Raw genomic sequence first — 21,849 nt, forward strand, 5'->3', positions numbered from 1 at the left:
TTGATTGAGATCCTAATTTCCTCTTTTAAAAAAAATCAGGATTAGAAATTATTTAAAAACTGAATGTGATTAAAAAAAATGGATTTCGGTGGAGGGTTGAGTTTTTCAGCCGCTATGTCTTGGTATAAGTTTTTGAAATAACAAATACAGGATATTTCATACCGGATTGACATTTTTGGAAAGTGGAATTTCCGGTTGGAAAAAAGGCTTTTTAGATCAAATATTTTCCTTTTGTCATCTGGTAATTCTGTATCCGGAACAGTGTCTTCATCCATTTCCAAAAAATATTCCAATACAATTTCTGCGACAGAATCATATGGGTCGTCGTATTTAAGTAGGGTTTGGTCCAGGTTGGATAATTGGTAAAAGTTTGCAGTCAGGTTGATGAAATTAATCAACAACAAATAGGTGATAGTATTTGTAATTCCTTTTTTGATTGCACCCCTTGACATTTGGCAAAATTAAAAGAAATAAGTAAGTATTGGAAAATTTGGCCCCATTCGAATTAAGTGGGTGATTTTGATCACAGGTATTCCCTTTAGATTGGCTATATTCGCAGTCTTATAGCTAAGAATTATGAAAGAGAAAAGTCTCGGATCAGCCATCCTTCAGGGAAAATGTCCAAGATGCAGGGAAGGGAATATTTTTCCAACCTCAATATTCAGTTACGATAAATTGACGGAAGTTCGGCATAAATGTCCACATTGTGAGGCAGTGTTGACGCCTGAGCCTGATTTTTTTTATGGAGCCATGTATATCAGCTATGCTTTTTCTGTGGCTTTGGTAATCAATGTGTTGATTATTCTGAATTATTTCTTTGATGATCCCGAAATGTGGGTTTACGGTGTTACGGTGGTGGTTACCAACCTGATTCTGCTTCCTGTGATGCTGCGTTATTCTAAAGTTTTGTACCTATATGGGGTGGGGAAATTGAAATTTGATCCCAAATACACCAAAGCATAAAAGAAAAATACCATCCCGGTTTTTGCAATCAGGATGGTATTTCGTTTGGGTTGATGATTTTGTTTTTAGGCAAAAAGTGATTTTTCAACTCCACAAGCCTGAAGCATGAAGTTGTGAAGTTCGAAATTTTTGACATATCCGGCCAGAGTTTCTGAACCCGGCCCAAACATGGCTAATTCAGCAAAGTCCGCAGAATGGTTACTTCCTGCCCATTGTATAGAAGTATGGGGAGATTGCATAGAGGCTAAAGTCATAAATGGAAGATTTCGCGGGTTATACAATCCGTCTGCCCCCCTTTGGTAGCTTTTCAGGATTGTTTCAGCTTCTTCTGTTTTGAGGGTTATTTTTTGGTGGCTGACGATCAAATCTATCACTTGGGCAGGACTTGTCTCGGGGGTGATTTGGTTCAAAATCCATTCATTTGAGGCCTTGGATTCATAAAGCTTCTCAAAATTCCTGTTTGCTTGATTGCTATAGAATAGCCCCGGATTGCTGTTTCCATGGTCTGTGGTGATGATGACGAGTGTTTCTTTATCTTTAACCGCAAAATCCATGGCTACTGCGACAGCTTGATCAAAATCAACCTGATCATAGAGTAGGGCAGAGGCATCATTGCCATGGGCAGCCCAGTCTACTTTACCACCTTCCACTTGCATGACAAACCCCTTTTGATTTTTGCTCAGAACCTCAATGGCTTTCCTAGTCATTTCAGCCAGGGTAGGAATTTCGCTTTTAAGTTTGTCATTATTTTCTCTGTCAATGGCATATGGTAGGCCGTCATTGCTAAAAACTCCTAGGATTGGCTTACTTCCATCAGCCTTCATCATATCACTTTTGTTTCTTGCTACTTCAAAGCCGCTTTGCTTATAGGCTTCAAAAAGGTCCCTTTTGTCCTGCCTTCCTTCCGCAGAGAAAAATTCGGCCCCACCGCCCATCATCACATCAAACCTCAATTTGAGGTATTCTTCGGCTATTTCAGGCATGGCATTTCTGCTGCTGTTGTTGACACAAAATGAGGCAGGAGTTGCATGGGTGATCTGCACAGTTGTGACACATCCGACTGATTTTCCTAAAGATTTGAATTTTTGTAAAATGGGGACGGGTCTTTCTCCGTTTGGTCCGATGTTCAATACGCCGTTTTTCACCCTCATTCCACCGCCCCAAGCTGATCCTGCTGCGGCCGAATCTGTGATGAATGAATTGGCGGAAGCGGTATCCATCAAAGCCCGTTTGACGGTGTTTTTTTCATAGAGATTTATCCAGTTGGAAGGGCGTCCTTCTTTATTTCTCAACAATAGGTCTGCCATATTGAGTGTACCTGCACTCATCCCATCACTGACGAGGAAGATGATGTTTTTCGCCTGTCCCAATCTGGAATTGGAGATAGAGGTAAAAGAGGAGAAGGAAGAAAGCGCACCTAATCCGATTGTAGTGAAAACCCCGTTTTTGAAGAAATCCCGTCTGTTCATGTCTTTAAATTTTGGATGGCTAATTCATTTTTTGTTTAAAATCACGTTGAAAATTACCTTTATTCTAGTTTTGAAATGGAAATTAAAAATTACCCTATCATTAACATTCAAATTTCTAATCCAATGGTCAATTAATGGTTTTAATTTTGAAATTACCCTGTTAGATTTAGTTTGTTCGAATGGTCTTTATAATAAAGCTTAGCCAAATAAATGGTAAAAATATTCTTTAAATATCTGCTGGGGATATTCTTCATCTTTGCGGGGAGAAATCATTTCGAAAATCCTGAATTCTATTTGCCTTTGATTCCGGATTATTTGCCTTTCCCTGACTTGATTAACAGTGTTTCAGGAATTTTTGAAATGCTTCTGGGATTGGGAATCTTGTTTAAGAAATACTCCAAAATGGCAGCTTGGGGAATCATTGTTTTGCTTTTACTATTTATACCTTCCCATATCTATTTTATTCAAATAGGGGCTTGTGTAGAAAATGGGCTTTGTGTACCAAAATGGGTGGCGTGGATAAGACTTTTGCTGATTCATCCGATATTGATTTTTTGGGCTTATATTTTCACCAAAAATAAATCATATGGCAAATAATGTTTTTGGAGAACCTCTTGCGATCTGTAGCAATGACCCTAAAACTGGATATTATCGAAATGGTTGTTGTGAAACAGGCCCCGATGACCTCGGTACCCATACTGTCTGTGCCTTAATGACGGAAGAATTTTTGATTTTCAGTTACAAAAGGGGAAACGATTTGATCACTCCCAGACCGGAGTATTCCTTTGGCGGACTAAAACCCGGAGATCAATGGTGTCTGTGTCTCAGCCGTTGGATTGAAGCCTACAAGGCAGGTGTAGCCCCGTTTGTGATTTTGGAAGCGACTCACGAAAAAACCCTTGATTTCATTTCATTGCCTGAATTGGTAAAGTATGCCAAAGTTTAATCAGGTTTGATAAAAGGGGAAATGGATTGTTTTTTGATTTGAGAACCATCAACAAAGAAAATTACCATTTCGGTTTTTAGCTGGCTGGTTGTGGAAGGCTTATCCCTGAGATTTAAAGTCATATATTGCTTCATTCTCGAAAATTCCCTCAATCTATTGATCCTGCTGCCATCGGGAAGTAAAAAGAGGTAAGAAACATCAGAGCCGATCTGAATACCATCATAATTTCCGGTGAGAATGATGGCTATGTTTGAAATGTCTTGAACATCATATTCTGGTTCGCAGACAGGGTTTCTCGGTGTTTCGGTTAGTCCATTGTTCCTTTGGATTTTTTCAAACCCAAATTCAATATGGAATTTAAAATCCTTAAAATCCACTGTATCTGTTTTTGTTGAATATTCCTTGTTAAGGTATGGACTGAAGAAAATCTGATTGATGCTATCGAGCTCAGCCAAATCAGGATAAGGGCATTCACTGTCAAACTGGTTATCATTTATACACGAAAAAATACCTCCCAAGAAGATGAACGACAATGTCACAATGATTAGTCGGGTTTTCATATTGATATTTGTCAATCTTAAACCAAAACAAAAGATCCGAATATGATAAGATTATGTCTCTAATTTAATCAATGAAGCGCATTTTTGTTTCCGATTAAACTAAAAATCAGAAATAGATTTGATGAGATAAAGGATTCAAAACCGTCTTGGGACAGGGATGGATTTTTGATTTTAATGAATACAGAAAAAGATTTATGGGTATAAGATTTTTTGGAAGTATTGAATTCGGGAAATACGTTGGTAGATATGGCAGCCAAACCAAATGGAAATACTTTACATTAATTTTTTATAACACCGGCAAAGGAATTCATTATAAAAGCGAAATTATAAGGGTGTTTTAAAGCGAAAGCGTAACTTTATATCTGTCAGGAAATAAGATGGATTCAAGTTTGATATCTCACTTAAACAAAAATGACATGGATAAATTTTTAACCTTACTGATGTTTTTTCTTATTGGGATTTTGCCACAAAATGCTTTTGGACAAGAGGAAAAAGAAGGAAGTAATCATGGCGTTTTTTTGGAATTGTTGGGTAACGGTATTTTCTATTCGGTAAATTATGATACCCGGTTTTCGAAAAAAGTGGATGGTTTGGGTGGGAAAGTCGGTTTTGGATATATTAGCATAGATGGAGGCCATTATTCCTCCTTTCCCTTTTTAGTCAATTACCTTTTGGGAAAAAATGGTCACTATTTTGAAATGGGAGCGGGGGCAAATTTTTTGGTAACGGATTTTGACAATGGGGCTGGTCTTTTTGACAACCCTGAAATCGCCAAATGGGAGGGTTGGTCAGGGGCCATAAGTTTGGGTTATAGATATCATCCTGTTGGTGGTGGTTTTTTATTTAGGGCAGGATTCACGCCCATGATCAAAAAAGGGGAGTTTAATCCATTTTGGCCACAGGTCTCTTTTGGTTATGCTTTTTGAATTTCATTTCAAAAAATTAAGGACATTTTAATTTCGAATCTGTCCATCACCTTTGATGACCCATTTGTAGCTTGTCAGTTCATTAAGGGCCATGGGACCCCGCGCATGGAGTTTTTGGGTACTGATACCGATTTCCGCCCCGAGTCCAAACTGGTTTCCATCTGTAAATGCTGTGGATGCATTGGCATAAACTGCAGCAGCATCAACGGATTTTAGAAAGTAAGCTATGTTTTTTTGATCCTCCGAAATGATGGCTTCGCTATGTTTGGAGGAATATTGGGAGATATGTTCCAAAGCACCTTCTAGTGTCGAAACAGTTTTGATTGACATTTGAAGAGATAAAAACTCTGTGCCAAAATGTGTGGTATTGGCCTTCACGATCAGTGGATGTGGCTTCAAAAAATGGAAAGATGTCTCATCGGCATATATTTTGACTCCATGTTGCAATAGATTTTCGATCAATTCCTGTAAATCAGGCAATCTTTTTTCATGGATTATCAGACAATCAAGACTGTTGCAGACACTTGGCCGTCTGGTTTTAGCATTGAAAATGATGGCTTTTCCTTTTTCAAGGTCTGCAGATTCATCAAAAAAAGTATGGACTATCCCGGCTCCGGTCTCTATAACAGGTACCTTGGAATTTTGTCTTACAAAATCAATCAGCCCCTGACTACCTCTCGGGATGATGACATCGACATAGCCCACCGCTTCCAACAAAGCTTTGGTAGCTAAGCGGTCAGGTGGCAGAAGTTGGAAAGCATCTTCAGGCAATCCGTTTTCTTTTAGCGCGCGATGAATCAGAGAAATGATTGCCCTGTTTGAATGGTCAGCATCCGATCCACCTTTTAGGATTAAGCCATTTCCTGACTTGAGGGCAAGTGCAAACACATCGAAAGTTACATTGGGCCTGGCTTCATAAATCACACCCAATATGCCAAGTGGAACCGTGATTTTTTTGATAAACAATCCATTCGATAAATGTTTTTCATCCAAGACTTTGTCTAGTGGAGAAGGGAGGTTTTGGACTTGGCTCAATTCCCCACAAATTGATTTTATTCTTTCTTCAGTGAGTTTTAACCTGTCGTACTTTGGCTCGCTGATGTCCATCAGCGATAAGTCCTTGTTATTTTCTGACAAAATGAAAGGAACTTCAGTCAAAGTGATTTTGACCAGAGAGGCCAATGTTTTTTTGATTAAAGCATCATCTGCAGCCATTAATTTTCGGGTTGCCGATTTTACTTTTTTAAAAGTTTCTATGTATTCAGCCATTTTGAAATAGGTAGAGATAATCGTAATGGATGAAAGGTTTTTGGTTTTTCAATCCGATTTTTTCTTTCACAAGTGAAGCCGGATATTCGGCTTTGCCCAGACCGATTTTCAGACCATTTTCATCGGTAATCCGGATAATATCCCCTTTTGAAAAATCTCCTTTGACCGAAACGATTCCTACGGGAAGCAGACTGCTGATTTTGTTGGAAGAAAGTGCTGTTTTTGCACCGTCATTGATGAACACTTCTCCTTTAAAATATTGGTCCCCGTGTGCTAACCATTTTTTGGGACTTTGTTTCCTTTGGTTGGGCTCGAAATATGTGGAAGGAGCTTTTTGACTAAATACATCAAGGAGGATATCTTCTTTTTTTCCATTGGCTATCCAAACCTGAATCCCCAATTCTGCGGCTTTTTTTGCCATGTTTGTTTTGGTCAACATGCCTCCCCGACCAAAGGATGACTTTAGCGGGCTGATTATTCCTCCAAGGTCAGGCATTTTGTGGCCTATCGAGTTGATAAGTTTCGAGTCCGGATCGGTGGGGTTGCCATCAAATATTCCATCTACATTGGTCAAAAGAATCAAACTGTCGGCATTGACCATTGCTGCCGTCAAAGAAGCCAATTCATCGTTGTCAGTGAACATCAGTTCAGTGATAGCCACAGTGTCATTTTCATTGATCACAGGCACTATTCCCTGAGCAATAAGTCCAAGGAGGCAATTTCTCATGTTGAGGTAATGCTTCCTGTCCCTGAAGTCCTCTTTGGTAACGAGGATTTGTGAAATGTTGATTTCGTGATTTTTAAATAGTCTCTTATAGGTATTGATCAATTCGATCTGTCCACTTGATGCCCAAATCTGTTTTTTCAAAATGGGATCTGTTTTTTCAGGAAGCTTAATTTCCCCTCTTCCAAATGCAACTGCGCCGGAGGAAACCAATAATATTTTTATACCTACTGATTTTAGGGAAGCAATCTGGTTTACCAAAGAATCCATCCTTTCGACGTCAGGCTGCCCGCCCTCTTTTGTTAGGACGTTTGAACCTATTTTGATAACCAATATTTTGGGTTTTTGTAACATTCCCTATGTGTTGTTGCAGTTATGTTACAATATTAGCCTTTATGTTGACTTTTTTCAAAAGAAAGGAACTGAATAAAAGAAAACAAAAAAATCCTGCTAAATCTAGCAGGACTTTGATTTGTATGATTTTAATTCAAATCAATGGATTACGACTTTTTTGGTTTCCCAATAATGATTGTTTTTGATCTTGATGAGGTAAAGCCCTTTTGGACAATTGCTGAGGTCCATTTCCACAAGCCTGCCTGTAACACCCTTTATGCTTCTAACTATCTGACCTTGATAATCTAAGACTGTAATCTCAGCATCCTCCATATTGGTGTTATTTGAAAGGATTTTCACCAAACCTGTTGAAGGATTAGGATATACTTTATAGTCTATTTTTTCATTTTTAGAATTGATAGTAACTCCCACAACTTTAAAAGTCTCACTTGTTCCGTCAAAGTCTGTTTGGGTAAGCCGGTAATATTGCCTTCCAAAAACAGGACTTTCATCTATAAAGTCATAATGAAGGACAATATCAGAATCTCCTGCTCCAGGAATAAGGCCTATAGGAGACCATGTCGAAGCGTCAAAAGATTTTTCCAAAGTAAAGAAAGCATTATTTTTCTCTTGGGCGGTGGACCATGAAACTTTGATTTTATCATCTTCAATGATTTCTGCGGTAAAGGATAGCAGCTCTACAGGTAGGATTCTGAACGATTGGGACAAAGTGAATATTCCTGAAGAAAAACCGGGAACTGCTGTTTGGTTTCGGACAGATCCGGAATTGGCATCGCCCGATAATGCTGTTTGACCCAAATCTATCCATTGGCTTCCGTCCCATTGGGTCACCATAAATTCATTAAAATCGTCAATCGGACATGTTCTGTCTGAGGACCAGGTCATCGTCAGGGTAGGGATGGCACTTGAGTTGGTATTCTCAAATTCCCAATATTCGCACTCGTTTACAATTCCGATTGATGGTTCTTTACTTTCTCTATCGTAAGGGATTAGGTCTGGATTGACATGGAAATATCTTCCTGTGAAGTGCTGCGTCGCAGCTCCGCCTAATGCAGATGAAGTGAGAGGGGCATAAAATCCATCATTACCAAAAGGATAAGTAAACGCTGTATTTCCGATTTTTCTGATTCTGCCATTGACATGGGAAGCATTGGAAGGAGATCCCAAAACCAATAGTCCGGAATTTAAGGTAAGTAAGTTTTCATCGTTATTGATTATTCCGTTGTCGAGAGTTAGTGTGACTGAAATTGTCAAGGGAATATTCAATTCCAAAGTACCTGAAGTATTCATGGTAAGTCTTCTGACTAGCGGAATATTGGCAGGATCTGCAAATAGTTCTTGGGTAGTATTTCCATTTATTTCAACTGTACCTGTGCCAATTCCAAAAGTCAATACTGAGTTAGATCCCACTGTAGAAATATCACCTCCAAAAGTGCTCACATTATTGTAGGCCGGTTCGATAGCTCCTGTTGAATTTTTGATGAAAGTCACATCCCCGACGAAATTGTCACCACTTCCTGAATTTGCGGTACGTACCCTTCCTGTTCCATTGTTGACCAATGTGAAATCACCAAAAGTATTTCCACCTATCCAATCATTGTTTGTGGCCCCTGTTCTTGTCATGACGGTTGAGGTTCCAGGATTGGTGCTAAAGCTGTTTCCGCCTGCAACTGTAAATGCTATACCGGCGCCTGAATTAAAAGTATTGTTGTCAGGAAATGAATTGGCACTGGAAATAGTGATTCCACCTGTAGTGGTTGTGAAAATATTATCTCCCCCAATATTATTATTGGTGGCTATTAAGATAGTAGTACCTGCGTGGAATTCATTACTACCTGAAAAGGTATTGCTATTGGAAATGGCAATAGAAGTAGCAGCATTGAAAATGTCATTTCCTGGGAAGGAACTATTATTCAGAATTGAAATCAAACCTGCAGAATTGAAAGTATCATTACCTGCAAACAAACTCCCGTTTTGTAAAGTAATGGAGCCTGAAAGTGTGGTGATACCTATGTCACCCCTCAAAGTACTTCCTGATGCAGAAAATGTGTTCATGGAAAAATTCCCATTTGGATCTGAAGAGATCTGCGAAAAATTGTTCAAAGTCAAGGTATTTCCTGCCGAATAATCTGTCGTCAACAAGCCCCCGGATATCAAGGTGGTTGTTCCTCCATTGATACCAAAATTCATAGTTCCCCCGGCATTCAGGTTGTTGATTGTAATGTCATCACCAAATAAATTAATACCCGCCCTGGCAATTTCGAATGTATTGGTGCCATTGTTAATGAATGTACTTGTACTCGCAAATGTATCTCCTTGGGTATTAGCCAATCTGACAAGCTTGTTTCCATTGTTGATAATAGTAGCCGGACCAAAAATATTACCGCCCTGCATGGTTAGATTTTGAGCGGAATTATCTGTCAATACCAATGTACCAAAAGTGTTTCCTGGACCCCATACCACCGCGGCTGGGCCTCCGTTTCTGGTCAAAATTGTCGTGTTTCCGGGATTACTAAATAAGTTGCCACCTGTCACCATATTCATTTGCCCGGCAGATATAAATGAGTTGTTTCCGGCAAAAGAACTTCCTCCCAAAAATGAGATAGTCGTTGCATTTACATTGAAATCACCCTGGAAATTACTGCTTTCTGACTCAAAAGTTACTGGATTAAAAGTGCTGTTAGCAACCGGATTGGTTTGGGTAAACCTTCTGATATTCAATACCCCTGAATTAAAGTTGGTAGTGGTCAAGGCCCCACTGCTGAGTGTGGAAGTACCGTTTTGAGTTGTTGTTCCTCCAAATCTCATTGTCCCGCCGGCATTGTTGTCTATTGTAATTTGGCCGGCAAATGATGAATTCCCATTGTAAGCTATATCGAAGATATCTGGGCTGTTGTTGATAAAGGTACTTGTACCGAGGAATGTATCTCCATTTGTATTGGCAAGCCTTAAATACCCACCCGGAGAATTATTTGTGATGTGGACATTTCCAAAAGTATTTCCCCCAAACCAAGCATCATCGGTATTTGAAGCAGCTCCTTTTATGAAAGTAGAATTGTTTCCTGGAACTGTGCTAAAAAAATTGGAACCACCCATGACTATTCGGGCATTGGAATTAAAAGTATTAGTCCCGTCAAACCTATTTGAACCTGTGAATGTCAAAGTACCTGTTCCCGTGGTATTGACCGCAAAATCCCCCAAGAAAGTGCTGTTGGCTGAGGTGAAGGTTACCGTATTGAAAGTGCCATTTGGAGCGTTGGTCAATTGGGTGAAATTGTTGATTTCAAGCACATTTGATGCTGCAAAATCAGCAGTTACCAATCCCCCTGATTGCAGCACAGAAGTTCCCCCCAATTCACCGAATCTGACTTCACCGGTTGGAGCAGAATTATTGATTGTGATTTGCTGCGCAAAAGTATTAGCCCCTCTGTAGGCAATATCCATGAAAGCAGTGCCATTATTTTGGAAAGTAACAGGTCCATTGAAAGTATCTCCCAAAGTGTTTGCAAACCTTAAATTGGTATTGGAATTATTGGTGATCAGTGTATTTCCATTAAAGGTGTTTCCACCTTGCATAGTAAGTGTGCTAGTTGAATTATCAGTTAAAGTAAGATTTCCAAAAGTATTTCCTTGTCCCCAAGTGATACCGCCACCACCATTTCTAATAATGGTAGTCGCATTGGTAGGTGAACTAAAGGTATTACCCCCAGCAGTCATTGTAATTTGCCCCCCTGAAATGAACGAGTTGTTTCCTTCAAATGTATTGGCGTTGGTAAAGGTCATGTTACCTGAAGTCGTAACCCCGAAGTCCCCCAAAAAATTATTGTTTGCTGAAGTGAATGTTACCGTATTGAAATTCCCGTTGGGAGCATTTGTTAATTGGGTGAAATTATTGATTTCCAAGATATTGCATGCCGGAAATCCTGTAGTTACCAAACCTCCTGTTTGTAATACTGAAGTACCGCCCACTTCCCCGATTCTTACTTCGCCAGTGGTAGAAGTGTTGTTTATTGTGATTTGCTGTGCAAAAACATTAGTGCCATTGTATGAAATGTCCATGAAGGCAGTTCCGTTGTTTTGGAAAGTAACCAAGCCATTATAAGTATCTCCTGTTACACTTGCCATCCTGAAGTTGGAATTGGTATTGTTGGTAATCACCAAATTTCCATTAAATGTATTACCACCATTCCAATAGAAAAATCCGGGTGCATTATCTGTAAAGTTTAGGTTTCCGAAAGAATTACCCCCTGCCCAAGTAGAGTTTCCACCTGCATTTCTGGTAAAATTGGTTGTTCCTCCGGGGTTGCTAAAGGAATTATTACCAGTTGGCATAGTCATCCCATTTCCGGCAACAAAGGTATTGTTTCCTGCAAAGGTATTGTTTCCATTAAAGTTGATCGCGCCAGTAGTCGTGACTTGGAAATCTCCCAAAAATGTACTGTTTGCAACTGTAAATACTGCCAAGGAAAATGTACTGTTGGCGACACTCATTACTTGGGTCAAGTTATTGATCACCAAAGTTCCTACAAATCCTGAGGTCACCAATCCACCTGTGTTGAGTGTCGATGTGCCACCCCCGGCCCCGAAATTCATCTGCCCGCCGGTACTGGTATTGTTTATGGTCAAGCTTGAGTATGTGGTGGCCCCGTTATAAGCCAATTCAACGTTCCCTGTTCCTCCTTTATTTACTATCAATGTTGAATTGAAAGTATCTCCATTGGTGGATGCAAATCTCAATCTATTATTGTCATTGTTTGTAATCGTTGTCGGTCCATTAAAAATATTTCCTCCGGAGAGGTCATTGTTTCCCCCGGCTGTTTTTGTCAATACGATGTTTCCGGAAAAAGTAGTATTCTGCATTGAACTGAAATCTACTGCATTTATAGTACCATTGCTTACTGTACCGCCGTTAAAAAACCCATCGTCTCCTAAAGTGAGTGTAAAACCTCCAAGATTGAGGGTCCCTCCGGAGATAGTAAGGTCTCTGATAGCAATATTAGAAGTAAGAACCGGCTGAAATGTACCTGCACCATTGATGACAGCATCTTCGTTGTTGGCATTTGGAATATTTGCCGGAGTCCAGTTTGCAGCATTGTTCCAATCGGAACTTACGCTACCATTCCAAGTTTGGCCTAAGGAGGCAAAAACAACGGAAATAAAAATAAGATTTAACAATAAAATTTTTTTCATTTTTCTTGGAGAAATGAGGGTCACATAGGCCTTGAAAACTGGGTCATTTAGAATCCAAATAATTGTACATTTTTCATATGCAATTATTCGGACTTCAATACTTATCAGATGTTTTTTGTAATTCTAGGGTGATCACTTCAGAAAAATAAATAAAAAATATTAAAATAAAAGGAATATTTATGTAAATAAACGGGAGCAGAATTAATCTTAGGTATTCGACACTGTAATCTTGTTAGCTATGTCCGGATAAAATTTTTCTAAATAGGTAATTCGAATGGAGCTTGCAGAAGGTCAATTCCAAGTTGATTCCTTAGGAATTCATCTTGAATGAATGACTATTGAGAGATTATACTAGAAATCAAAAAAGCGAAATGGATCAGAACCACTTTTTCTTTTTAAAATAATATACCATGGCAAGTGTCGATCCCAAGAAAAGGATCCAAATAAAAAAGTAGCCATATCTCCAGCCTAATTCAGGCATAAACTGGAAGTTCATGCCGTATACACCTGCAATAAAAGTCAAAGGAATAAAAATAGTAGCGATGATGGTAAGGGTTTTCATCACTTCGTTTTGTTTTAGGCTAAGATTAGACATGAACAATTCGACCAAAGCTGAAATAGATTCTCTTTGTATTTCAAGGTTTTCAATTATCTCAATGACATGTTCATAGACGTCATTTATAAAAGGATTGGTTTTTTTCTTAACCAAGGGATTTTCTGATTTTTTCCAAGCCGATAACAATTCCCTTGTCGGCCAAACATTCCGTTTTATCTGTTGGATTACCTTTCGCTGATTAAAAATTTCAGGTAACTTCGTTTTTTTGGATTGGCTAATGATCTGATCCTCCAGAGACTCAATTTTTTCTACTGCAAACTCCAGGCAATCAAAATATTTGTCAACGATGATATCTAGAAGCGTATAGGCAAAATAATCTGTGCCCATTTTCCTCATTTTTCCTGTTGGATTCTCTAACCTTGTCCTTATTGGGTCAAAAATATCATAAGGATTTTCCTGAATTGAAATTATGTAATTCTTTCCAAATAAGATGCTCACTTGTTCGGTGATAGGACTGTGGGATTTATTTTGATGATAAATCATTTTTGTTACCACAAAAATATTATCATCAAATTCCTCAAATTTTGGACGTTGAGAGGTGTTCTTTATATCCTCAAGGGTCAATGGATGAATATTAAAAAGTTCACTTATTTCTTTCAGTACCGCCTCATTTTCCAGACCGCATAGATTGAGCCAAAATTTATGACTGACCTCCAGAAAAGGTCTGATATCTTCGGTGTTTTTAATGTGGTGTTTTTTCAAAACATTCTCACCAAATTCATAAACTTCAATAATTACATCCTTTGGAGAAGCTTTTTCCGATTTGATCATAAAATGTTTTTGATTTTTTCAGGAGAAAGTGGCTTTTCTATGAATCCTTCTACACATGAAAACTCCTTTGCTTTTTGTCTGTCCTGAAAATCAATTGAACTCGAAAGAACGATAATTCGGTCCTTTCTGAGCTTAAATTCTTTCAAGTATTGGTTAAGAAAATCCCAACCATTCATTACAGGCATATTGATATCCAAAAAAATCAGTATACTTTCTTCATTGTCAATTTCCCTAATCCTTTCGATTGCCTGTTCTGCCTCTAAAAATTCTTCTATCTGAGGAGTTAATTTTAATTTAGATATCAACCTTCTGTTAATCAGGTTATTGATAGGATCGTCATCTACTAAAATAATGGAATAAAATCTTTGCATGAACGATTCTCCGAATTATGAAAGTTGTTTAAGTTATTTCAAATATACTTCTCTAATTTATAAAATAACTGATTTAGATGAAATTGATTTTTTATAAAATCACATCAAGTAAAGAATTTTAAAATAAAAAAGAGAGGAACTAATTTAGTTCCTCTCTTCAAATAGGGCAGATTTTGGAATTACATCATTCCGCCCATTCCTCCTCCACCCATTGGTGGCATTGCAGGAGACTCTTCTTTTACATCTGCAACCACACATTCGGTAGTCAATAGCAATGCTGCGATAGAAGCGGCATTTTCAAGGGCCAATCTAGTCACTTTGGTAGGATCAATTACACCTGCTTCAAATAGATCTTCATAAACATCTGTTCTGGCATTGTAACCGAAATTACCTTTATTTTCTTTGATTTTGTTTATAACAACAGATCCTTCACCTCCGGCATTTGCCACGATTGTTCTTAATGGAGATTCGATCGCAAATCTGATGATATTGATACCTGTATCCTGATCTTCGTTTTCACCTTTCAAGTTGTCCAATGCTGATACTGCTCTTACCAAGGCAACACCGCCACCTACAACAACACCTTCTTGAACTGCTGCTCTTGTTGCGTGTAAAGCATCATCAACTCTGTCTTTCTTTTCCTTCATTTCGACTTCAGTAGCAGCTCCGATATAAAGGATGGCAACACCACCTGAAAGTTTTGCTAATCTTTCCTGAAGTTTTTCTTTATCATAGTCAGAAGTTGTTTTTTCTATCTGAGCTTTTATTTCATTGATCCTTGCCTGTATAGCAGACTTATCACCTGCACCGTTGACAATTGTAGTATTGTCTTTATCGATGTTGATTTTTTCTGCGGTTCCAAGGTAATCAACTGTAGCGTTTTCAAGTTTGTAACCTCTTTCTTCTGAAATTACTGTTCCACCTGTCAAGATTGCGATGTCTTCCAACATTGCTTTTCTTCTGTCTCCAAAACCTGGAGCTTTAACAGCGGCCACTTTCAAAGCACCTCTTATTTTGTTTACTACCAATGTTGCCAAAGCTTCACCGTCCACATCTTCAGAAATGATCAACAAAGGTCTGCCGGATTGTGCAACTGGTTCCAATACTGGAAGCAATTCTTTCATTGATGAAATCTTCTTGTCATAGATCAAAATATATGGTCTATCCAATTCGACTTCCATTTTTTCCGTATTGGTTACAAAGTACGGGGAAAGATAACCTCTGTCAAACTGCATACCTTCTACGGTACGTACTTCAGTTTCAGTGCCTTTTGCTTCCTCTACTGTGATGACACCGTCTTTGCCTACTTTGTCCATAGCATCGGCGATCATTTTACCGATTTCTTCGTCATTGTTGGCAGAAACAGTCGCTACTTGCTGTATTTCTTTGCTTGTAGAGATTGCTTTTGAATTGGCTTTCAATTGAGCTACAACAGCAGATACTGCTTTGTCAATACCTCTCTTCAAATCCATTGGATTGGCACCCGCCGCTACGTTTTTAATTCCAAGCCCAAAAATTGACTGGGTCAAAACAGTAGCAGTAGTAGTTCCATCACCGGCATTGTCGGCGGTTTTTGAAGCTACTTCTTTTACTAGCTGGGCTCCCATATTTTCAATTGGCTCAGACAATTCGATTTCTTTTGCCACAGTTACACCGTCTTTGGTGATTGCAGGTGCACCGAATTTTTTGTCAATAATCACATTTCTACCCTTTGGTCCTAGGGTTACTTTTACTGCATCAGCAAGAGCATCCACTCCTTTTTTCAATCTGTCTCTTGCGTTGGTATTGAAAAATAGTTCTTTAGCCATTTTTTTGTTGTTTTAGGTTCTTTTGATTGTTTGAAATAGATAATTAGAGAATGGCAAAAATATCTGACTCTCTCATGATAAGGTAATCATGTCCTTCAACTGCAAGTTCTGTACCTGCGTATTTGCCATAAAGCACTTGGTCACCTACTTTTACAGTCAACGGCTCGTCTTTTTTACCGCTTCCCACTGCGATTACTGTGCCCTTCTGAGGTTTTTCCTTGGCAGTATCAGGAATGTAAAGTCCGGATGCGGTTTTTTCTTCTGCTGCAGCAGGCTCCACCAGAACTCTGTCTGCAAGAGGTTTGATGTTTACTTTTGACATAATTATTGAATTTTTAAAGGTTAGTAACAAAATCTTGTAATGCATGATTATCACTTCTTGTGCCAATATAAATTAGAATTCATCAACTGACATATAGTCCGTCAATTTGCCCCATGTCATGTCATAATTCGCTTTTGTCAAAAAATAATTCTGTCAATTTTTCCAATACGCTTTTTAAACCTGTCAGTTTTTTTTAAATTTTCATAAACGGAATGTTATGAAAAACTTATCTGAAAATTGGATTACAGAAGGTTGGATTGATTTTGAATACAAAAAATACCTTCTTTTGGCCTATTTGCAACATGTAGGCGGACAGTTTAAAGAGGTGAAACTTTACCCTCCCTTGGCCGATTTGATCCAGCATTACAGCCGGCTCAAGAGTTTTGAACAAAATAGAGATCAGATTAAATCTGCTTTTCCAAAAATGCTTCAAGGACCTGATACAAAAGAATTGAGATTTACTTACAAGCCATTGGTCATTGATGATGAAATGATGAAACAGCTTGAAGAAATTGTAGCATTTTCCCTTCCACAACTCAAAAACCATATAGAAGATGGGAAGAATATTTATGATTTTTTGGAACGTGAAATGAAAATCGAACCAATCGGAATTTCTCCCCTTTATCAAAAAGAAGGGTATGTTTTTCTTTCGTTCGATAAGTCCAAAGAGGTTTTTGTTTATAGGTACAAAGTCAACCTGTTTCAAAACAGCATAGATACTTTCAAAGGTATCATGATGCAATTGATTCAAAAAGTGCGAAGGTCTATTTTGAATACCTACGAACAAATCAAGCTTGATCTTATTAAAACAAACAGGGAACTTCCAAATCCTGCAACATACAGTATCTGTTGTACACAGCAGATTCCAATGGAGGAAAGTTTTGTTCCGATCAGTAAAAGGTTGCTTCTAAAAACAGTGGAATAAAAAAGCCCGCTAGAAGAGGGCTTTAAACAATTTATTTTTCGTTTTCTGTGGTATCTGCCGGAGCAGTTTCGGTTCCTTCAGTCGGCAACAGGCTTTCCGAATCACCAAAAGAAGGACTGACTATTTGCTTCCTTGCATTTTCAATGTTTGGAGATGAGGATTGTCCCGGCTGAATAGTAGAATAAAAAGCCGATGAAGATAGGGAAAGTACCAATATGGCTATTGCCAAAACCCAAGTTGATTTTTCAAGTATATTTCCGGTTTTTGTGACTCCCATGATTTGCGATGCACCTGCACCAAATGCTGCACCAACTCCTCCTTTTGAATCCTGAGCAAGGATAACAAGAACCAACAGAACAGCCAAAATGATAATAAGTGTAATAAGAAATGTAAACATATGAGTGATTTTATAAATCCAAGCCTTTTATTAAGTCCGCAAAGTAAATGTTTTTATCTGGAAATTTCACCATTAATTTTTGATAAATTTCTTTTGCTTTTTGTTTTTTACCTTGTTTTACCAGCAATTTGGCGTAGGATTCTGATAATAGGGTAGGGTGAAGATGCGTGCTGTTTTCAGATAGATCTGCCTGTTTTTGGAAATCTTCCATCTCTTTCAGTGTTGCAAGTTTAAACTCTTTTTTACTGAATGCTTTGATCAGGTCAATTTGTTCCCTTTTCTTTTCATCGAGGATTTCCTTTTTTTCTCTTTTACGGATATTTTCAATCAAATCATCGTTAGGCTTTTTCCTTTTGGGTTTCGTTTGTTCTTTGGACTCAGGTTTTTCTAAGTTAGCCACATTTTCTTTTCGGCTGTTGAGGTTTTCCTCAAGTTTTTTAAGGATTTTAGCTCTTATCTCTGGATCTGTTTCTTTGGGGGGTTCAGGAATTAGGGATTGTTCGAATCCTTCTAAAATTATTGATTTTTGATTGCTTGATTTTAAGCTGGAGAAAGTCTCCATATTTTCTTCAATCTTGTTTTCTAAAAACCGGAAGGGAGTATCTGACTCAATCATTAGTTTAAGCCAAGCCCGGTCTGGACTAGTAATTGATGCCTGGTGAAGCAGATCAAGAGATTTTCCTCTTGATTTTTCAAATTCATATTTGGCAAGCAATACTTTTGGAACCTGAAAAAAAGGAAAACTTTCATGTAATTTGATCAGATGGGCAATATCCTCCTTTTGGAGGTTGTTGCTCACTTTCAATATGGAGAGAAGTTGGTGGCTGTTCACGGTTTGGTCATCGAATAAATTCCAATTTACTCATTTTTACCAATTGGCAACTGTGGCTGTAAAGATGTCCTGAATAATATTCTGGAAAATTTCCTCTATCAACTGGCTTTCGACCTGAAGAATGGAAGTAGTTCTCGGGTCATAGTCTTTGAAGAAGGAGAAAGTCCGCTTGAGGTTTTCTTCCTCATTCACTGTATTAAGGTACTCGACTTCTATGGAAATGGTCAACCTCATTTGTCCGGCTCTATCCGGTAGATTAGGATCTGTACTGGTCACAGTCGCCTGAGGAGTTATCGCATAGCGTTTGATTGCACCCAGAAATTGTATGTCTCCGTTGTTCCTAACCAATTCAAGCTGGGTATTTCGCTGATAAAACTCCTTGAGGGATTCAGTAAAAAGCTGTTCCATATTGGCAGGCCCACCTCCAGAATCATTGAAGAAGTTTTCTACCGAAAATGTCTTAGTCAATTCATAATTAATATTCGTTCCGGTAAAGCTGTAATTGATAGCACATCCCTGAAGTAAGAAAACCGGTATAAGCAAAGTCAAAACAAAGCTTCTTTTTTTCCTACTCAATGTCATATTGTTTGATTTTTCTATATAACGTCCTTTCGGATATCCCTAGGTCACTTGCAGCGTATTTTCTTTTGTTATTGTGTTTGCGGAGTGCTTTGAGGATCATTTCTTTTTCTTTTTTCTCCAAAGAAAGTGAATTATCGTCTTCCTCATGGATAATGTCCTCAATAGTATCGTCATCATAATCTTCTGTTTCCTCGTTTTGGTTTTGGTGGTCAATTACCAACGGCATATTTGTGGAAGGTGTTGCTGGTTTTTTCTCCTCAAACGAGGAAGACGGTTCCAAATCATCAAACAGGTTTTGATGCTTGGTCATGATATTGGAGGTGAGCCCTCCGGATTGAAATGCCTCAAGTACCAGTTTTTTGAGTTCATTCATGTCCTTTTTCATGTCAAAAAGAACTTTGTACAGGATTTCTCTTTCCGAAAAATCTGAGAATTCATTTGAGCCTCCTGAACTTCCTGTCAGGGCTGGAAGTCTGCTTTGGTCAGTGGGAAGGTATTTTGATAATGTAGCTGCGTCAACTTCTCTTGTTTCTTCCAATAAGGAAATCTGCTCTGCAATGTTTTTGAGTTGTCGGATATTTCCGGGAAATGGGAATTTTACCAATAATTTCTTGGCAGCATCATCCAAGGAAATCGGCTTCACTTTGTACCGTTCTGAAAAATCAGTCGTAAATTTTCTGAACAGCATGACGACATCATCGCCTCTTTCACGCAAAGGCGGCACATAGATAGGCACGGTATTCAATCTGTAATAAAGGTCTTCTCTGAATTCCCCTTTTTCTACTGCTTTGATCAGGTTGACATTGGTAGCGGCAATGACGCGTACGTTGGTTTTGAGTACTTTGGAGGAGCCAACTTTTATGAATTCGCCATTTTCCAAGACCCTCAAAAGCCTTGCCTGTGTTCCCAAAGGCATTTCCCCAATCTCATCGAGAAAAATGGAACCACCGTCTGTCACCTCAAAATATCCTTTCCTCGCTTCATGTGCGCCGGTAAAGGAGCCTTTTTCATGGCCAAAGAGTTCTGAATCTATTGTTCCTTCTGGAATAGCGCCACAGTTGATGGCAATAAATTTACCATGTTTGCGGAGGCTAAGTGAGTGGATGATTTTTGAAAATGATTCCTTTCCACTGCCGCTTTCTCCTGTGATCAAAACAGTCATATCGGTGGGAGAGGCTTGCATTGCCACTTGTATGGCATGGTTCAGCAATGGGCTGTTTCCAATAATGCCAAATCGTTGTTTTATACTTTGAATCTCTGAGGATGTGATCATTATTTCATCTTAAATATCAGGAAACAACTTCTCCAAACAATGTTGCCGGTGAGCAATCGGTAATTCTTACCATGACATAGTCTCCTTTTTGGTATGGGCCATCAGGAATAATCACCACCTTGTTGGCGGAATTTTTTCCTTTAAGCTGCTCATTTGATCTTTTTGATTTTCCTTCTATTAAGATTTCCTGGATTTTTCCCAAGTCAAGTTTATTTCTTTCATAGGATAGCTGACTTTGTTTGTCGATGATTTCAGCCAACCTTCTTTTCTTTACTTCCAAAGGAATATCATCTGCAAATTTCTTTGCAGCCAAAGTTCCCGGACGCTCTGAATAGAAAAACATGTATGAAAAATCGTATTTTACAATATCCATCAATGTGAGTGTATCCTGATGTTCCTCCTCTGTTTCGGTACAAAATCCTGCAATCATATCGGATGAAATCCCACATTCCTCACCAAGAATTTCTCTGATTTTACTTACCCTTTCCAAGTACCATTCCCGATCATAAGTTCTGTTCATCAGTTCTAGTATTCTGGAATTACCGCTTTGGACAGGAAGATGAATGTATTTGCAGATGTTGTCGTGTTTTTTGATGGTGTACAATACCTCATCGGTGATGTCTTTTGGATGGGAAGTCGAAAACCGGACTCTCAGCAAGGGACTGATCTCAGCGACCATCTCCAATAAATGATGGAAGTTGACCACCTCGGATACTTCATCTTCTTTTTTACTGAGTCTCGCTTTGTTGTTTTCTTCCGGAGACCATTTGTAGCTGTCTACATTTTGGCCGAGAAGCATTACTTCTCTGTAGCCTTGCGCAAAAAGGTCTCTTGCCTCACTTACAATGGAATGTGGATCGCGGCTTCTTTCCCTTCCTCTTGTGAAAGGAACCACACAAAAAGAGCACATATTGTCACATCCTCTCATGATTGAAATCATGGCATTGACGCCGTTGGAATTGAGTCGGACAGGAGCGATGTCTGCATAAGTTTCTTCCCTTGAAAGGAAAGTGTTCACACCTTTATTACCGAATTCAGCACCGGTCACAAGATTTGGAAGATCCCTGTAAGCGTCCGGACCAACGACCACATCTACTATTTTTTCTTCGTCAAGTAGTTTTTCTTTCAGCCTTTCAGCCATGCAACCAAGAACGCCTACTGTCAATTCGGGCCTATTTTTCTTAAGTGTATTGAATTGGCTGAGTCTTTTGCGGATTGTCTGTTCTGCTTTGTCCCTGATAGAGCAGGTATTTAAAAATATGACATCTGCCTGCTCAAAATCCGAGGTGGTATCATAACCATTGTCCTTCATGATGGAAGCGACGATTTCGGAGTCAGAAAAATTCATTTGGCAACCGTAAGACTCGATGTAGAGCTTTTTTTGCTTGCCGGTATTGACTTCCTCGGTTGTTTTGTAATCAGTGGCTTGCGCCTCCTCAGGACTGAGGATATCTATATCTTTGATGATATTTTCCATGGATATTTTACTTTGGATTGCGAAATTAAAAAAATACCGACAATTTGACAGGTTTTATTCTATCATTTCTGTTA

General features: G+C 38.7%; 19 protein-coding genes. 5 read left to right on the top strand and 14 right to left on the bottom strand.

All coding sequences use genetic code 11. The features are described 5' to 3' along the window. Positions 1-576: 576 nt before the first annotated feature. Positions 577-963 carry a DUF983 domain-containing protein gene (locus NK987_RS08650; RefSeq protein WP_258422621.1) on the top strand — a complete coding sequence of 129 codons (387 nt, stop codon included), beginning with the start codon at positions 577-579 and terminating at the stop codon, positions 961-963. A gap of 65 nt (positions 964-1,028) precedes the next feature. On the opposite strand, the gene NK987_RS08655 is transcribed toward NK987_RS08650, so the two are convergent. Next, entirely contained in the window at positions 1,029-2,432 is a 1,404-nt protein-coding gene (locus NK987_RS08655) for an alkaline phosphatase (protein WP_259263522.1), read from the bottom strand. A 210-nt stretch (positions 2,433-2,642) separates the two neighbouring features. Here NK987_RS08655 and NK987_RS08660 point away from each other — a divergent pair, with 210 nt between their 5' ends. Together NK987_RS08660 and NK987_RS08665 are read left to right on the top strand one after the other, a co-directional pair. Then, positions 2,643-3,029 carry a DoxX family protein gene (locus NK987_RS08660; RefSeq protein ID WP_259263523.1) on the top strand — a complete coding sequence of 129 codons (387 nt, stop codon included), beginning with the start codon at positions 2,643-2,645 and terminating at the stop codon, positions 3,027-3,029. Continuing rightward, entirely contained in the window at positions 3,019-3,378 is a 360-nt protein-coding gene (locus NK987_RS08665) for a DUF2237 family protein (RefSeq protein ID WP_259263524.1), read from the top strand. Before NK987_RS08660 ends, NK987_RS08665 begins: the two co-directional genes overlap by 11 nt. On the opposite strand, the gene NK987_RS08670 is transcribed toward NK987_RS08665, so the two are convergent. Further along, complete coding sequence (locus NK987_RS08670) at positions 3,375-3,938, bottom strand: hypothetical protein (RefSeq protein WP_259263525.1); 564 nt, start codon at positions 3,936-3,938, stop codon at positions 3,375-3,377. The two genes, NK987_RS08665 and NK987_RS08670, sit on opposite strands and share 4 nt — an antisense overlap. A 416-nt stretch (positions 3,939-4,354) precedes the next feature. On the opposite strand from NK987_RS08670, the gene NK987_RS08675 reads away from it, so the two are divergent. Beyond that, complete coding sequence (locus NK987_RS08675; protein WP_258422626.1) at positions 4,355-4,864, top strand: hypothetical protein; 510 nt, start codon at positions 4,355-4,357, stop codon at positions 4,862-4,864. A 27-nt stretch (positions 4,865-4,891) separates the two neighbouring features. On the opposite strand, the gene NK987_RS08680 is transcribed toward NK987_RS08675, so the two are convergent. The 7 genes from NK987_RS08680 to NK987_RS08710 form a co-directional block, all read right to left on the bottom strand. Continuing rightward, the gene (locus NK987_RS08680) at positions 4,892-6,133 is read right to left on the bottom strand and encodes a glutamate-5-semialdehyde dehydrogenase (RefSeq protein ID WP_259263526.1); all 1,242 of its coding nucleotides are present in this window, start codon (positions 6,131-6,133) and stop codon (positions 4,892-4,894) included. Next, positions 6,126-7,211: a glutamate 5-kinase gene (proB, locus tag NK987_RS08685; protein WP_259263527.1), complete on the bottom strand. Its 1,086-nt coding sequence runs from the start codon at positions 7,209-7,211 to the stop codon at positions 6,126-6,128. Before proB ends, NK987_RS08680 begins: the two co-directional genes overlap by 8 nt. A gap of 138 nt (positions 7,212-7,349) precedes the next feature. Beyond that, positions 7,350-12,401 (bottom strand): T9SS type A sorting domain-containing protein, encoded by a 5,052-nt coding sequence (locus NK987_RS08690; RefSeq protein ID WP_259263528.1) that lies wholly within the window; start codon positions 12,399-12,401, stop codon positions 7,350-7,352. 376 nt (positions 12,402-12,777) lie between these two features. Beyond that, entirely contained in the window at positions 12,778-13,788 is a 1,011-nt protein-coding gene (corA, locus tag NK987_RS08695; protein ID WP_259263529.1) for a magnesium/cobalt transporter CorA, read from the bottom strand. Then, the gene (locus tag NK987_RS08700) at positions 13,785-14,159 is read right to left on the bottom strand and encodes a response regulator (RefSeq protein WP_259263530.1); all 375 of its coding nucleotides are present in this window, start codon (positions 14,157-14,159) and stop codon (positions 13,785-13,787) included. Before NK987_RS08700 ends, corA begins: the two co-directional genes overlap by 4 nt. Before the next feature lie 179 nt (positions 14,160-14,338). Further along, the gene (gene groL / locus NK987_RS08705; RefSeq protein WP_258422632.1) at positions 14,339-15,967 is read right to left on the bottom strand and encodes a chaperonin GroEL; all 1,629 of its coding nucleotides are present in this window, start codon (positions 15,965-15,967) and stop codon (positions 14,339-14,341) included. Positions 15,968-16,010: 43 nt separating this feature from the next. After that, positions 16,011-16,289: a co-chaperone GroES gene (locus NK987_RS08710; RefSeq protein ID WP_241125064.1), complete on the bottom strand. Its 279-nt coding sequence runs from the start codon at positions 16,287-16,289 to the stop codon at positions 16,011-16,013. A gap of 217 nt (positions 16,290-16,506) precedes the next feature. Here NK987_RS08710 and NK987_RS08715 point away from each other — a divergent pair, with 217 nt between their 5' ends. Then, entirely contained in the window at positions 16,507-17,214 is a 708-nt protein-coding gene (locus NK987_RS08715; protein WP_259263531.1) for a hypothetical protein, read from the top strand. Positions 17,215-17,245: 31 nt separating this feature from the next. Here NK987_RS08715 and secG read toward each other — a convergent pair whose 3' ends face one another. From secG to miaB, 5 genes are read right to left on the bottom strand one after another with little or no spacing between them, the layout of a single operon-like run. Further along, on the bottom strand, positions 17,246-17,611 hold the full coding sequence (secG, locus tag NK987_RS08720; RefSeq protein ID WP_258422634.1) for a preprotein translocase subunit SecG: 366 nt from the start codon (positions 17,609-17,611) through the stop codon (positions 17,246-17,248). Positions 17,612-17,621: 10 nt separating this feature from the next. Next, complete coding sequence (locus NK987_RS08725; protein WP_259263532.1) at positions 17,622-18,443, bottom strand: hypothetical protein; 822 nt, start codon at positions 18,441-18,443, stop codon at positions 17,622-17,624. 36 nt (positions 18,444-18,479) lie between these two features. Further along, on the bottom strand, positions 18,480-19,019 hold the full coding sequence (gene lptE, locus NK987_RS08730; RefSeq protein WP_420841176.1) for an LPS assembly lipoprotein LptE: 540 nt from the start codon (positions 19,017-19,019) through the stop codon (positions 18,480-18,482). Continuing rightward, positions 19,012-20,298, bottom strand: a complete 1,287-nt coding sequence (locus NK987_RS08735) for a sigma-54 interaction domain-containing protein (RefSeq protein ID WP_259263533.1) — start codon at positions 20,296-20,298, stop codon at positions 19,012-19,014. Before NK987_RS08735 ends, lptE begins: the two co-directional genes overlap by 8 nt. Positions 20,299-20,314: 16 nt before the next feature. Next, complete coding sequence (gene miaB, locus NK987_RS08740; RefSeq protein ID WP_259263534.1) at positions 20,315-21,775, bottom strand: tRNA (N6-isopentenyl adenosine(37)-C2)-methylthiotransferase MiaB; 1,461 nt, start codon at positions 21,773-21,775, stop codon at positions 20,315-20,317. Positions 21,776-21,849: the final 74 nt, after the last annotated feature.

Source organism: Aquiflexum gelatinilyticum (assembly GCF_024813435.1).
Lineage (GTDB): Bacteria > Bacteroidota > Bacteroidia > Cytophagales > Cyclobacteriaceae > Cognataquiflexum > Cognataquiflexum gelatinilyticum.